Genomic DNA, 13,239 nt, shown 5'->3' with positions numbered 1-13,239 from the left:
TCAGCACGCGCGAGGTCGCCGGCGCTACGCGCCGGCTGCCGAGGCTGGGGAGGCGTGAGGCGCGGTGCGTTCCCGCGAGCGTAGCGAGCGGGAACACGGAAGTCGCAGCCCGCGCAGCGAAGCGAGCAGGAACGTCTTCCGGAGGGGCGGGACTCAAAGGGGCAGCCGGGAGGGCAGCGCAGGCGAAGTAAGCACTGGAAGGAGCGAGCGGAGCGAGCGACTGAAGCGCGCAACGAGCGTGCGCTGCCCTCCCGGCTGGGGCTTTGAAGGTGTTCGTCGTCGATCCGCGGTCGTCTATTTATAAGTGAGCAGTTGTGGCCACCGACATCCCACGGTTAGCTACTTATAAATAACCACCAAGTCGATCCAATCTGTCCTATTCCAGTCGGCGGTCGCGGAACGCGCGGATCACGTCCTGGCGCGCGATGATGCCGACGAGCCGGCCGTCCTCGTCAACCACGGGGACGCGGTTGATGTCGGGGTCGTCCCCGACGAGCAGGTCCAGCACGTCGTCGACGCTCGCGTCCGGCGTCACCGTCGCCACGTCGGCGCTCATCACGTCGGAGACGGGTCGGTCCGCGTTGCGGATCATGTCGACGCCGAGGTCGAGGTCGGCCCACGGGCGCTTCACCTGATACGAGAGCGTGTCCACAAACGGCGGGAGTCCGATCGGGATCCACAGCGTCTCGTCTTCGGGTTCGAACAGGTCGACGAGGTCGGACTCGGTGATCACGCCGACCACCCGCTCGTCGTCGTCGACGACCGGGAAGCCGCTGAACTCGTAGCGGGCGAATCGCTTGAACACCTCGGCGACGTCGTCGTCCGGCGAGACCGTCTTTACGTCCGGTTCCATCAGGTCGCGGGCGGTCAGCGTCATACCGGACGGTCGCGGCGGGAGGCCGTAGTCGTTTCGCCCCGAGCGCGCCGACGCAACGGACTTACGGACAGGAAACCGAATCGATCGCATGCACCGCAACGGCCACGTCGGGGCGTCGCTCGCCGTCTACGCCCCGTTCGGGTTCCTCGTGACCGCCCTCGCCTCGATAGAGGTCGGACTCGTCGGCGCCGCCGGCGTCGCGTCGCTGGCGATGGTCCCCGACCTCGACATCCGCGTTCCCTTCGTCAAACACCGCGGGATCACGCACACCGTCTGGTTCGCGCTGCTCGTCGGGGTCGCCTTCGGCGTCGTCGGGCTGGCGCTCGGGTTCCAGAGCGGGGTCGCCGCCGCGCTCCTGTTCGGTGCCGTCGGGTTCCTGTTCGGCGCCGTGACGATCGTCTCGCACCTCCTCGCCGACGCGCTCACGCCGATGGGGATCCGACCGTACGCACCCGTGCGAGACACCGAGTATACCCTCGACCTGTTCACGGCGGCGAACCCGCTCGCGAACTACGGGCTGTTGGGGCTGGGCGGCGTCGTCGCCGCGGTCGCGCTCGTCGCCGGCGAAGCGGTCCCGGTGTAGAGGTCCGCCCACCGACAACTCGACACCGTCGAGCGAGTCGACGGTACCGACGCTCGGTAAGTGAAGAGGAGAAAGAATGGCCGGGGTGGGCTCCGAACCCACGATCTCCGCATGTCCCAGGTCCGAGGCTCGGCGGAGCCACGGGAAGGACGCGGACGCTTCCAAGGCGTCACCGCACCGAATCTCTGAACCCTATGAGTGCGGCGCTATGTCCAGCTAAGCCACCCGGCCTCACCAGTTCGTACCGCGATGAGACCCTTTAACCTTCCCATCCGTCGGAGGGTTGTGAACCGATCGCAGATCCCCGCAGGCTGGCAGTTCCGGGGCGATACGGTGCCGAAGACGCCCGCAATCTCGGGCGCAACGAACGCGCTCGACCCGCGCTCACCGTCGACCCAGCGGATTTATGCCGGGCGCGGCGTATCCCGGGCGTATGAGCCTTCCCGAACTGCTCGCGGGGACCGTCGGCGACGAGGAGGTCGTCGCCGAGGTGCCGCTGGGCGGCGACGATCGACTCGCGGTCACGCCCACCCGGACCCTCGTCTACCGCGGCGACGGACTTCTCTCCGACGAGTCCGTCGACGAGTACGACCACGACGTCGAGCGCATCGAGGTCTCGACGGGCCGCCGCAAGTCGAAGATCACCCTCGGATACGGTCTCGACGGCGACGAGACGCTCTCGGTCCCCTCGAAACGCGTCGACGACGTTCTCCACCCGATCCTCGCCGGCGTCCTCTCGTCGAGCGGCGTCACGGGAGCGGGCGAAACGGTCGTCCGCACGTTCCGCTTCTCGGAACTTACCCTGATAGTCACCAGCGAACGACTGGTCAAACACGTCGGCTCTGCCGTCTGGGACCCCGAGTTCGAGGAGTTCCACTACGCGGACCTGACCGGTCTCGACTTCGAGGAGGGGACCGTCGCCACTGCGGTCGTCCTCGTCCACGACGGTCGCTCGGAGCGGTTCAAGGCGCCGAACGAGTCCGCTCGGGCGGTCCGGGAGACCCTCGCCGACGCGGTGTGTTCGTTCCACGGCGTCGAGAGCTTAGAGGAGTTCCGCGTCGCCGCCGCCGCCGAGGCGGACGAGTCGACGACGGACGGGAAGTCGGGCGGTACGACCGACTTCGGCGAGGGACCGGACCCGCTCTCGGCGTCACCGGTCGCCGACGCGGAGGCCGACGCCGACGGAGCCGAAACGGCGTCGGACGGGGCGGTCGACGCCGCCGACCCCGCCTCCCGATCCGAGCCGGTCATCGACGGCGACGACGCCGTGGGGGAGACCGCGGAAGGGACCGGCGCCGTGGGAGAAGCCGGCGCCGCGACGGAGACCGACGCCCCGGGGGCGTCGTCCACCGAACCGTCGGAGCCGAGCGACGACGACCCGCTGGACGCGGACCCGCTCGCCGCGGACGCGGCCGTCGACGACGCGACCGGGGCAGATCCGGCGGATCCCCTCGACGCGGACGCGACGGCGACCGCGTCCGCCGAAGGGGTCGAACGGGAGCCGACGGACGAACCCGCGGCGGTGGACGACCCGGCAGACGAACCTGCGGCGGACCCGACGGTCGCCGACGCCGTGGGGGCGGACTCCGTCTCCGACGCCGAAACGGTCGATGCCGACGCCGAGGACGACGACGATGTCACCGTCCCGGACGACGACGGGTTCGACGGGTCGGCGTTCGAGAGCGCCGGCGTCGAGGACGCGGACCTCGCGAGCGAGGTCGCCGCGCTGCGGCGTACCGTCGAGGCGCAGTCCGAGCGCCTCGACCGGCAGTCGACGCTCATCGAACAGCTGATCGAAGAGCTTCGGCGAGGCCGGTGACGGACGCGACCGCCGCGGCGGCGTGCCGAGCCGCCACCCTAATTCTCTCGGTTGAGACTCGCGTCGAACGCGTTATCCAACCGGCGACGAACCCCCGGCCGTGATTGGCGGACTGGGCACTCGGGTCGGCGCGGTGTTGAGCGACGTCGCGACCACGGAGGGACGGCTGGCGGTCACCGCCGGCATCGCCATCGTGACGCTCGCGGTCGGCTGGCTGCTGCTTCCGAAGGCGGTCCGCGCCGGGGAGCGAACCGCCTCTGGATGGGTCGAGCGGTTCCTCGACGGCCGGGCTGGAGAGTCGACCGAGGGCGCAGTCGAGACGCTCCGCGAGGGAGTTCCCGTCTCGTTCCTCCTGCGGATGGCGGTCGGACTCTCGCAGCTCGCGCTGTTCGCGCTGGCGGGCGTCGCCGTACTGACGGTGTGGGGGCGATTCGACTTCGTGGTCGGAGTGTTACCCGTCGCCAGAAACGCCGTCAGGGTCGGGGGACAGGTCTTCGTCTCGGCGGTCCTGCTCGGCGGCGCCTACCTCGTCAGCGACGCGCTGGAGGCGTACATCGCGGATCTGTCGGCCGACAGCGACCGGATCACCGCCCACCAAGAACAGCTCCTCACCCGGCTGGCGCAGGTCGGACTGCTCATCCTCGCGGGGATAACGGTCCTCGGTATCTGGGGCGTGAACCTCGGCGGTCTCCTGGTCGGCGCCGGGTTCCTCGGCATCGTCCTCGGGATGGCGGCCCGACAGACACTGGGGTCGCTCATCGCCGGCTTCGTGCTGATGTTCGCCCGTCCGTTCGAGATCGGCGACTGGGTCGAGATCGGCAACGAGGAGGGGTTCGTCACCGACATCACGATCATGAACACCCACATGCGGAACTTCGACGGGGAGTACGTCGTGGTTCCGAACGACCTCGTCGCCAACCAGGCGATCACGAATCGGAGCCGCGATGGGCGCCTCCGGATCCACATGGCGGTCGGGATCGGGTACGACGACGACCCCGACGAGGCGGCCGAGATCGCCGAGGAGGTCCTCGACGGGATCGATACGATCGCGAACAACCCCCAGCCGTACGCGATCCCCTCCGGCTTCGGCGACTCCGCGATCCTCCTCGACCTCCGGTTCTGGATCGACCCGCCGACCCCGCAGGCGCGGTGGCGCTCGAAGGCGGCCGCGGTCGAGCGGATCCAAGAGCGCTTCGCCGACGCCGGCATCTCGATCCCCTACCCGCAGCGGACCGTCTCCTATCCCCCGAGACGGCGAAAGCGGAGGAGACGGTCGAGCGCGTCGAGCGGATCGACGAGGACGGCGACGGGCGTTCGAACGATCGACCCGCCTGAGACTCCCTCGGCTCGGACGGCCGTTATCTATCCGACGGCCCGGTGTAGCCGCTCGGAAGCTCCGTCCCACGGCCCGTGAACAGGCGCTCGAACCGCTCGATGCGCTCCAGGATGTAACTGAGCGCCGCCGTGAGCGAGTCGGCGCCGATCGAGAGCAAGTGGCGCGCACCCTTCGTGCGGTCGGCGTGGTAGAAGCTGATCTCCCCTTCCGGCTCGGTGTTCCGCTCCGGCATCACCACCAAGTCCTGTCTGGAGGGACCGTGTCGGAAGACGAGGACGTCCGTGAGCGAGTCGGCGCCGTAGGTGACCACGTCGTGGAGGACGCTCCACTTCGGCGGCGTCTCCTCCGCGAGCGCGTCCGCGTCGACGACGTTCCGCATCGTCGTCGCCGTCGAGACGCGCTCTAATCCCGACCCGCGCCGGTTCCGAAGCCACGTGAGCAGTCGCTCGACGAGGTCGCGGAAGCCGTCTGGCGCCGAAAAACGGCCGCCAGACCGCTCCTGCGGCAGCGAGCCTCGCGTCACTTCGGTCCGCTCTCCCATGCGAATACCCCCGGTCCCATCATGTTAATAGGTACCGGTCGGGATCCGGGTCGGTGCCGAGGCGAGAGCCGCCGGCTCACGCGCCGCGCGTGACGTTCAAATCCGTCTGTACGTTCTCCGCGAACGGCGACTCTCGGACATCTATCTGCGTGTCGTTAGCCCGGAGCGTGTTCGTCGCGACGACGCCGTCGGCACCGGACCGGACGAGAACCCCGGTGTCGCAGTCGTTGATCGCGTTCCCGGTGACGGTGAAGCTGTACGGGCGCTTCGTCCGCCGGTACTCGTCCTCGTCGCTCTCGTCGACCGGAACTGTCCGAGAGATGAAGCCGACGCCGCAGTTCTCGACGTGGTTGTTCGCGACCGTGATATCGAAGGAGGTCTCGTTGTCCGTGCCCGCCACCTCGTCGCTGAGGTGCGTCTCCTTGTACTCGATCTCCAGCCCGGCCTCCCCGCCCGGATCGGCGGCGATCGGCTCCAGCTCCAGGTCGCGACAGACGTTACCGACGATCGTTCCCTGTTGTGACGGCGAGCAGGCGATGAGGCTGTGCCCGCCGCGGTAGCAGACATTCCCCACGACGCTGAAGTTGGCGACGTTGTAGGGGGCGATGTTGTTGAACGTCACGTCGGTGACGCGGTTCCCCTGTATCAGCGCGTCGGTCGAGCGCCGGAGGTCGAGCCCGTCGCGGGCCCCGCGGCTGGTGATCCCGTACCAGTTGGGATCTATCACCTCGTTGCCGCGGACGACGACGTTCTCGCAGTCGGCGAACGACAGCGCCATCTGGAACCCGTTCACCGTCCGGTTGTCCGCGAGCAGCAGCCCGTCGCAGCCCTCCGCCTGTACCGCGTGGTTGTCGAGCCGGGTGTCGTTCGCGTCGAACTCGATGCCGGTCACGGCCGCGTCGTCGCCCCGGACCCGGATCAGGTCGTGGCCGACATCCAGCTCGCGCTCGGTGAAGCCGATCCTTGACCCCGTCGCGGACGCGACGAACCGCGTTCCGGAGCCGCCGGTCAAGAGCGTCCCGTCGCCCATCACCGCCGGGCCGCCGAACCGGAACTCGTCGGTATCGGCGACGACCGTGCCCCCCTCTTCGGGCACCTGGTCGAAGGCGTACTGGAACGCCTCCTCAGCGTTCCCGTCGGCCGCGGTCGTGAACTCGACGCCGCCTTTTCCGGCGCTCGCGACCCGGTACTTGCCGTTCGATCGATACACGTGGTAGGTGGCGCCCGAGGGGGGCGGCCCGCCGTTCCCCGCTCCTCCGTTCCCCGAACCGTCGTTCCCCGCCCCGCCGTGGTGGGACGCCAGTCGTTCGAAAACCGATCCCAGTCCGGTCGCCGCGCCGACGCCGCCGACGAACGAGCGTCGGTTCGTCGCGCCGAGCGGCGTCGCGGCCGTCGATCGCGCGTTGTCGGTGTCCATCGTTTTGGTCTGAGTTTCGCCGTTAGCGTTCGCTCGCGAGATCCGCGATTCCGATCCGTCTGTTTCGTGGGGATCCCCCACAATATTCCTATCAACCGAATATTAAATGAACGCTGCTATGAGCGGACTATATCGCTCAATAGCGGACGGATCCGTTCGGATCCGACGTGTTTCATACGTTCTGGGGGATTCGACGTGTCTGGGACGTTCCGGAGGATCTGACGTGGCGGGGACGTTCCGGACCGCGGTCTCGCACCAGCGCGCAGTCGTTCCCGGGGAACGTACCGATCCCGACGCACCGATCCCGACTCAGCGATCCCGGCCAAACCCGGCCGCGAACGTCTCCTCGTCGAGCGAGAGGACGGTCGGCCGGCCGTGCGGGCAGGCGTACGGGCGGTCGCACTCGCCGAGGCGGTCGAGTAGGTTCCGGAGGTCGCCGTCGTCGAGACCGGAGAAGTCGCCGCGTTTCAGCGAGGGGTGACACGCCAGGTCCGCGAGCAGGGCGTCGCGCGCGTCCCGAGGGGTCTCCCGACCGCCGCTCGCCCCCGACAGCGCCGCGAGGGCGTCGCGGAAGGCGTCCGCGTCCGCGGTCCGGCCGAACGGCGCGGGGACGGTCCGCAGGCGACGCGCGCCGCCGCCGAACGCCTCCGTCTCGAAGCCAAGCGCGGCGAGGTCGTCCGCGTGCGCCCTCGCGGCCGCCGCCTCGTCGGTCGACAGCGAGACGGTCGCGGGCGGGTCGAGCGTCGCGGTCGGCACCGGGTCGCCGTCGAACGCCCGGCCGAGCCGCTCGTAGTTCACGCGCTCGTGGGCGGCGTGGCCGTCGATCACGAGCAGTTCGTCGCCGGACTCGACGAGGACGTAGAGGTCGCGGAAGGCGCCGATCGGTTCGGCGTCCGCGAACGCTCCGGGGCGCGACCCGTCACCCTCCCCGACCGGATCGAGCGCGGAGTCGAGGTCGGTGGCGACATCCGCCGAACGCCGGAGGTCCGCGCCCGTGAGCGCGTCTTCGATGACGGACGCCACCGCGTCCGCGACCGCGTCGGCGTCGCGGAGCCCCACCTCGCGCTTGGCGGGGTGGACGTTCGGGTCGACGCGATCGGGCGAGAGCGACGCGTCGACCGCCGCCACCGGCTCGCGGCCGTCAGGGAGGAGCCGGCCGTAGCCGTCGCGGACTGCGGCCGCGAGGCGGTCGTTCCGCACCGGACGCCCGTTCACGGAGACGCGGACGTGGTCGCGGGTGGCACGGGTGATAGAGGGGTACGCCAGCGCGCCCGAGACGTCGACGCCCACCGAACCCGCGTCGCGCTCGCCGTCCGCTTCGACGCGGACGCTCGCGGAGACAGTCGTCGACCGGCTGGCGGTGTCGCGGTCGTACACGCCGAGCAGCGCGTCCGTGCGGTCGGTTCCGGGCGTCGACAGCGTGGTCGACCCGTCATGGTCGAGCGTGAACGCGACCGACGGGTTCGCCAGTGCGTAGTCGGCGACGAGCGAGGAGATCCGCGCGAACTCCGCGTTCGCCCCCGCGAGCGACTCCCGGCGGGCCGGTCGAGTCGCGAACAGGTCCTCGACGACGACCGTCGTCCCGCGGGCGCGGGCCGCGGGTTCGACCGCGACGTCCGGCTCGCCGCCCGGCCTCCCCGACCCCGTCGCGGTCTCCGCGGTCCCGTCGACGACGACCCGCGTGCCGACCCCGTCGCCCGGGCTGGTCACGAGTTCGAGCCGGGCGGCCTCGGCAATAGCGGCGAGCGCCTCGCCGCGGAAGCCGAGCGACTCGACGCCGACCGGGTCGCCGTCGGGCGCCAGCTTGCTCGTCGCGTGGCGCTCGACGGCGCGGGCCGCGTCCGTGCGGCTCATCCCCCGGCCGTCGTCCGCGACGCGGATCCGGTCTGTCCCGTCGCCGTCGACCGCGATATCGACCCGAGAGGCGTCCGCGTCGAGCGCGTTGTCGACCAGTTCGACGACGACTCGGGCGGGGCGCGTCACCACCTCGCCGGCCGCGATCCGGTCGACCGTCGCCTGATCGAGCCGGCGGACGCGCCCCTCGTCTTCGACCGGATCGCCGCCGGCTTCGGCGGCGTCCTCGGTGCCGGACGCACCGCGCTCGGGGTCTCGCTCACCCGTCATCGTCGACCCGCGACTGGAGGTCGTGGAGGGCGTTCAGCGCCTCGATCGGCGTCATCCGCGCGAGGTCGAGGTCGCGGAGCGCCGCGGCGAGGTCGGGCGGAGCGCCGGCGGCGACCCCATCGTCGGCGCCGTTCGTCGGGTGTTCGCGATCGCTCGTCGGTCGTGTACGGTCACCCTCGGGCGGGGTCTCGGTCGATCCGTCCGCGCCGTCGCCGACCGTTTCTCCGTCTTCCGAGGCCTCCTCCGCGAGGAACTCCCGCAGCGACGCGTCGCTGTCGCGGTCCGCGTCATCGGTCGATTTTCCGGCGTCGGCTGCCTCTTCGCCGTCGGTCCCGCCCTTGCTCTCGGTCCGGGTCGCCTTCCGCCCCGCTCCGCCTCCTCGGCGGCGACGAGGCCGCGGGCGCGGTCGACGACGGGACCGGGAACGCCGGCCAGCTCCGCGACCTCGACGCCGTACGACGACGAGGAGGCGCCGGGGACGACCCGGTGGAGGAACGTCACGTCGCCGTCCTCGCGGGTGGCGGTGAAATGGAGGTTGAAGACGCGCTCGCGCTCGTCGGCCAGATCCGTGAGTCCGTGGTAGTGGGTCGCAAAGAGGGCGGTCGCGCCGAGTTCGTCGTGGAGGAACTCCGCGGCCGCGCGGGCGATGGCGCGGCCGTCGGTGGTCGCGGTTCCCCTCCCGACCTCGTCGAGGAGGACGAGCGAGTCGGCGCCGGCGTCGTGGAGGATCTCGGTCAGCTCGCTCATCTCGCGCATGAATGTCGACTGCCCGCCCGCGATGTCGTCGGAGGCCCCGACGCGGGTGAACACGCGGTCGAAGACGGGGAGCGTGGCGGCCTGCGCGGGGACGAACGACCCCGTCTGCGCGAGCACGACCGCGAGCGCGACCGACCGCATGTACGTCGACTTCCCGCTCATGTTCGGTCCCGTGATCACGGCGACCGACCCGCGCGGGAGGTCCGCGTCGTTCGGGACGAACGAGTCCTCGGTCCGCTCGACAACCGGGTGTCTGCCGCCCTCGATCTCGATTCCGGGGGCGGGGTCGGTGGCGGCGTCGGTGGCGGCGTCGGTGGCGGCGTCGGGGGCGTCGAGGGCGTCGTCGACGCCCGTGTCGGGGTCCTCCCGGAGTTCGGGGCGGACGTAGTCGCGCTCGACCGCGACCGCGGCGAGCGAGGTCAGCGCGTCGAGTTCGGCGAGCGCGTCCGCGAGGCCCTGGATCCGTTCGGTCTCGCTTGCGACGCGCTCGCGGACGTCGACGAACAGCTCGTACTCTAAGGCGTCCGCGCGCTCCGCGGCGCCGACGATCTCCTCTTCGCGCTCCTTCAGCTCAGGCGTGACGTAGCGCTCGCTGTTCTTCAGCGTCTGTCGGCGCCGGTAGTCGTCGGGGACCCGGTCGACGTTGGCGTCGGTCACTTCGATGTAGTAGCCGTGGACCTGGTTGTGTCCCACCGACAGCGAGTCGATCCCGGTGCGCTCGCGCTCGCTCGCCTCCAGGTCGGCGACCCACTCGCGCCCCTCGCGCTCGGTGGCGCGCAGGTCGTCGAGGTCGTCGTCGAACCCCTCGCGGATGACGCCGCCCTCGGTGATCTCCTGCGGGGGGTCGGTCGCTATCGCGCCGTCGATCAGCTCGCGGACCTCGGTCAGCTCGTCGAGCCGCTCGCGGAGGTCGCGGAGGTGGTCGGTCCGGGGGAGGGCGGGGTCGCTCTCGCCGGCGCCCGGCTCGCCGCTCGCACCGGTCTCTCCGTCCGCCCCCGCGAGCGTCGCCTTCAGCTCCGGGACGACCGCGAGCGTCCGGTGAAGCGAGCGCAGGTCGCGGGCGTCGGCCCGGCCCCGCGAGACGCGGCTCACCAGTCGTTCGAGGTCATAGGCCGTCGCGAGCGCGTCGGCGACCCCCTCGCGGGCGAGGCTCCGGTCCGCGAGCTCGCCGACCGCATCGTGGCGGCTCCGGATCGCGTCGGCGTCGACGAGCGGACGGCGGAGCCAACGCTCCAGACAGCGTCGGCCGAGCGCGCAGTTCGTCTCGTCGAGCGCGTCGAACAGCGTGTCGCTCGCGCCCAGCCCGCGGTTCTCGAACAGCTCTAGGCTCCGCTGGGCCGCCGCGTCGAGCCGGAGGCGGTCGCGGGGGTCGTACCGCCGGATCCGCGTCACGTACGAGAGCGGGCCGTCGTCGCCCTGCGTGTACTCGGCGTACGCGAGCACGGCGCCCGTCGCGCGCAGCTCCGCGTCGGAGTCGAACCGCCGGTCGGGAGAGGGGAGGTACGGCTCCAGCCGCTCGGCCGCCGTTCGGCGGTCGAAGGCGCCCGCGTCGTAGTCGTGGGTCGTCCAGCCGTGCTCCGCGTCGCTCGGTTCGAAGTCGGGGGCGTCCGGCCCGGCGATGAGTTCGGCGGGCGCGATCCGGTCGAGCTCGCCCGCGACGGCGTCCCGATCGCCCGACGTGACGAGGCACTCGCCCGTCGAGACATCGACGGCGGCGAGACCGACGGGCTGCGAGGTGGAATCGCTATCATCACCGCCGGCAGCCACCGCCGCCACGTAGTTCGTCGTCCCCGATTCGAGGAGGTCGTCCTCGACGACGGTTCCGGGCGTGATCACCTCGGTGACGGCGCGGTCGACGAGACCGGACGCCTGCTCGGCGTCCTCGACCTGGTCGCCGAGCGCGACGCGGTAGCCCGCGTCCAGCAGCGCTTCGAGGTAGGGGGCCGCGTTGTCGATGGGGATCCCGGCCATCGGGTAGTCGCCGGTGGAGTCGGAGCGCTCCGTCAGCGTCACCTCGCAGACGCGCGCCACGGTCTCGGCCGCCTCGCAGAACGCCTCGTAGAAGTCGCCGACTTGGAATAAGACGAGCGCGTCCTCGTGGTCGGCACAGAGGTCGGCGTACTGCGAGAGCATCGGGGTGAGCGCCTCGCGGGCGGCCGCGATCCCGGGCGGCAGTCCGGTCACCGTCTCTCGGTCCGCCGGTTCCATACCCCGTATCCGGGCGGCCGCGGGCATAAACGGTGCGGAGGCGAGACGCGAGTTGCCGGCGCTCCCGGAGAGGGGTCGGCGAGAGCCTTACGGTCCTGCGACCCCGAATACGGCCGTGACGAACCGAACGATCGTCGTGGGGCTCGCCGGGACGTTCGTCGGCATGACGGCGCTGCTCGTGATCGGCGGGATCGTCCTCCACCCGATCGCCTTGGCGCTCGCGGTCCCGTTCGGCGCCGTCTCGTACTTCCTCTGGTACCACGCCACGGGTCGCCTCCACGACCAGGCCCGGCGGTCCGCCGAGCAGGCGGGACCGACGGAGCGCCAGCGCGCCAGCCAGCGCGCCCGCGCGGAGGCCAACCGGGAGCGCGCGTACCGCGCCGCCGGCGCCGCCGACGGCGGTCGCGGCCCGGGTCCGGGACCGGGTCGGCGCGACGCCCGTGGAACCGGGAGGCGGGGCGGTCCCGACGGATCCGAGGCCCGCGACCCCCGCGACCGCGCGCCGTCGACCGACGGGATGACCGAGGGCGAGGCGTACGAGACGCTCGGACTCGACCGGACGGCCGACGGCGAGACGGTGCGCCGGACGTACCGCGAGCGCGCGAAGCGGCTCCACCCGGACGGCGCGGACGGCGACGAGGAGGAGTTCAAGCGGCTCAACGAGGCGTACGAGGTGCTGACGGACTGACGGAGCGGTCGGAAAACAGCCCGTCGCCGCCGACGACTCACTCCGCGTCGACCGCGGCGGCGACCGCCCGCTCGGCCTCGTCGAGTTCGGTCCGCGTGTTGACGTTCGTGAATGTGCGCTCGGTCGTCAGCGACCGGATCGCCTCGTCGTCGACGACGACCGCGTCCAGCCGGTCCACCAGCGCGAGCACCTTCCGGTCCCCGCGGTCGAGCGCGCGGTCGCAGGCGTCCGCGGCCGGTTCGGTGGCGTAGACGGCCTGTGTCGTCTGATACCAGCGGTCGTCGAGCCGCGGGACGGCCGCCTCGGTTTCGGCCTCGGTGTCGCTCGCCGCCCCTGCGGCCGTCTCGCGCAGCGCCGCGACGAACGCGGGGTCGACGAACGGCATGTCGCAGGCGACGACGGCGGCGTAGGGGTCGGTCGCGGCCCGGCAGGCGTTCCGGATCCCCGCCAGCGGGCCCAGGTCCGGCTCCTCGTCGAGCGCCCAGCGGACGGGGAGCGGTATCCCCGACAGCGCCTCGGCGACCGCCTCGCGCTGGTCCGGGCGACAGTTGACGACGAGTTCGTCGACGACGGGATCGCCGCCCCCGGAGCGGTCGGAGCCGGGCGGGACCGGGTCGTCGGTCCCCGCGAGCCGGTCCGCGACCCGACGGATCATCGGGACGCCGGCGATCGGCGCGACCGCCTTGTCGGCATCGCCGAAGCGCGTCGAGCGCCCGCCGGCGAGGATGGCTCCGGTGGTCACGGCCGCGGCTTGGGCGGCGGGGGACTTCGCGGTTGCGGTGGCGACGACCCGGAGGGAACCCCGTCTCGGCTCGATCCGCGAACGGCGCTCTCGCCCGCCCATCCGCCCGAAAGCGACCCGTTAAGTGGCCGGCGACCCACGTATCTGC

General features: G+C 71.3%; 8 protein-coding genes, 1 tRNA gene and 2 pseudogenes. 4 read left to right on the top strand and 7 right to left on the bottom strand.

Features of this window, described 5'->3' with window-relative positions; genetic code table 11:
• Positions 1–376: 376 nt before the first annotated feature.
• Positions 377–877 carry a CBS domain-containing protein gene (locus ACODNG_RS12240; protein ID WP_434521534.1) on the bottom strand — a complete coding sequence of 167 codons (501 nt, stop codon included), beginning with the start codon at positions 875–877 and terminating at the stop codon, positions 377–379.
• An 88-nt stretch (positions 878–965) separates the two neighbouring features.
• Here ACODNG_RS12240 and ACODNG_RS12235 point away from each other — a divergent pair, with 88 nt between their 5' ends.
• On the top strand, positions 966–1,460 hold the full coding sequence (locus tag ACODNG_RS12235) for a metal-dependent hydrolase (protein WP_434521533.1): 495 nt from the start codon (positions 966–968) through the stop codon (positions 1,458–1,460).
• 77 nt (positions 1,461–1,537) lie between these two features.
• Here the strand turns inward: ACODNG_RS12235 and ACODNG_RS12230 are convergent.
• A tRNA-Met gene (locus tag ACODNG_RS12230) sits at positions 1,538–1,691 on the bottom strand.
• Positions 1,692–1,893: 202 nt separating this feature from the next.
• Here ACODNG_RS12230 and ACODNG_RS12225 point away from each other — a divergent pair.
• Both ACODNG_RS12225 and ACODNG_RS12220 read left to right on the top strand, forming a co-directional pair.
• Entirely contained in the window at positions 1,894–3,279 is a 1,386-nt protein-coding gene (locus tag ACODNG_RS12225) for a DUF7115 domain-containing protein (RefSeq protein WP_434521532.1), read from the top strand.
• 100 nt (positions 3,280–3,379) lie between these two features.
• Positions 3,380–4,614: pseudogene (locus ACODNG_RS12220) on the top strand (mechanosensitive ion channel family protein).
• A gap of 23 nt (positions 4,615–4,637) precedes the next feature.
• On the opposite strand, the gene ACODNG_RS12215 reads toward ACODNG_RS12220, so the two are convergent.
• From ACODNG_RS12215 to mutS, 4 genes and pseudogenes are all read right to left on the bottom strand, one after another.
• A complete protein-coding gene (locus tag ACODNG_RS12215; RefSeq protein WP_434521531.1) occupies positions 4,638–5,156 on the bottom strand; it encodes a hypothetical protein in 519 nt (172 codons plus the stop codon).
• Between the two features lie 76 nt (positions 5,157–5,232).
• Positions 5,233–6,573, bottom strand: coding sequence for a right-handed parallel beta-helix repeat-containing protein (locus tag ACODNG_RS12210; RefSeq protein ID WP_434521530.1), 1,341 nt, complete (start codon positions 6,571–6,573; stop codon positions 5,233–5,235).
• A 309-nt stretch (positions 6,574–6,882) separates the two neighbouring features.
• Positions 6,883–8,697 carry a DNA mismatch repair endonuclease MutL gene (mutL, locus tag ACODNG_RS12205; RefSeq protein WP_434521529.1) on the bottom strand — a complete coding sequence of 605 codons (1,815 nt, stop codon included), beginning with the start codon at positions 8,695–8,697 and terminating at the stop codon, positions 6,883–6,885.
• Positions 8,687–11,661: pseudogene (gene mutS, locus ACODNG_RS12200) on the bottom strand (DNA mismatch repair protein MutS). The gene mutL and the pseudogene mutS overlap by 11 nt, the downstream one beginning before the upstream one ends.
• 115 nt (positions 11,662–11,776) lie before the next feature.
• On the opposite strand from mutS, the gene ACODNG_RS12195 reads away from it, so the two are divergent.
• Positions 11,777–12,349: a J domain-containing protein gene (locus tag ACODNG_RS12195; protein ID WP_434521528.1), complete on the top strand. Its 573-nt coding sequence runs from the start codon at positions 11,777–11,779 to the stop codon at positions 12,347–12,349.
• 37 nt (positions 12,350–12,386) lie between these two features.
• Here ACODNG_RS12195 and mobA read toward each other — a convergent pair whose 3' ends face one another.
• Positions 12,387–13,091, bottom strand: a complete 705-nt coding sequence (mobA, locus tag ACODNG_RS12190) for a molybdenum cofactor guanylyltransferase (RefSeq protein ID WP_434521527.1) — start codon at positions 13,089–13,091, stop codon at positions 12,387–12,389.
• Positions 13,092–13,239: the final 148 nt, after the last annotated feature.

This window comes from Halorubrum sp. AS12, assembly GCF_051122765.1.
GTDB classification, from domain to species: Archaea; Halobacteriota; Halobacteria; order Halobacteriales; family Haloferacaceae; genus Halorubrum; species Halorubrum trapanicum.
Note: the sequence above shows the minus strand (reverse complement) of the source record. Positions and strands in the feature narration are given on the sequence as shown.

What these genes read in the sequence shown, in the direction of transcription:
- ACODNG_RS12215 (WP_434521531.1), bottom strand. Translation starts at nt 5,156, where the DNA reads ATGGGAGAGCGGACCGAAGTGACGCGAGGCTCGCTGCCGCAGGAGCGG.
- ACODNG_RS12225 (WP_434521532.1), top strand. Translation starts at nt 1,894, where the DNA reads ATGAGCCTTCCCGAACTGCTCGCGGGGACCGTCGGCGACGAGGAGGTC.
- mutL (WP_434521529.1), bottom strand. Translation starts at nt 8,697, where the DNA reads ATGACGGGTGAGCGAGACCCCGAGCGCGGTGCGTCCGGCACCGAGGAC.
- ACODNG_RS12240 (WP_434521534.1), bottom strand. Translation starts at nt 877, where the DNA reads ATGACGCTGACCGCCCGCGACCTGATGGAACCGGACGTAAAGACGGTC.
- ACODNG_RS12210 (WP_434521530.1), bottom strand. Translation starts at nt 6,573, where the DNA reads ATGGACACCGACAACGCGCGATCGACGGCCGCGACGCCGCTCGGCGCG.
- ACODNG_RS12235 (WP_434521533.1), top strand. Translation starts at nt 966, where the DNA reads ATGCACCGCAACGGCCACGTCGGGGCGTCGCTCGCCGTCTACGCCCCG.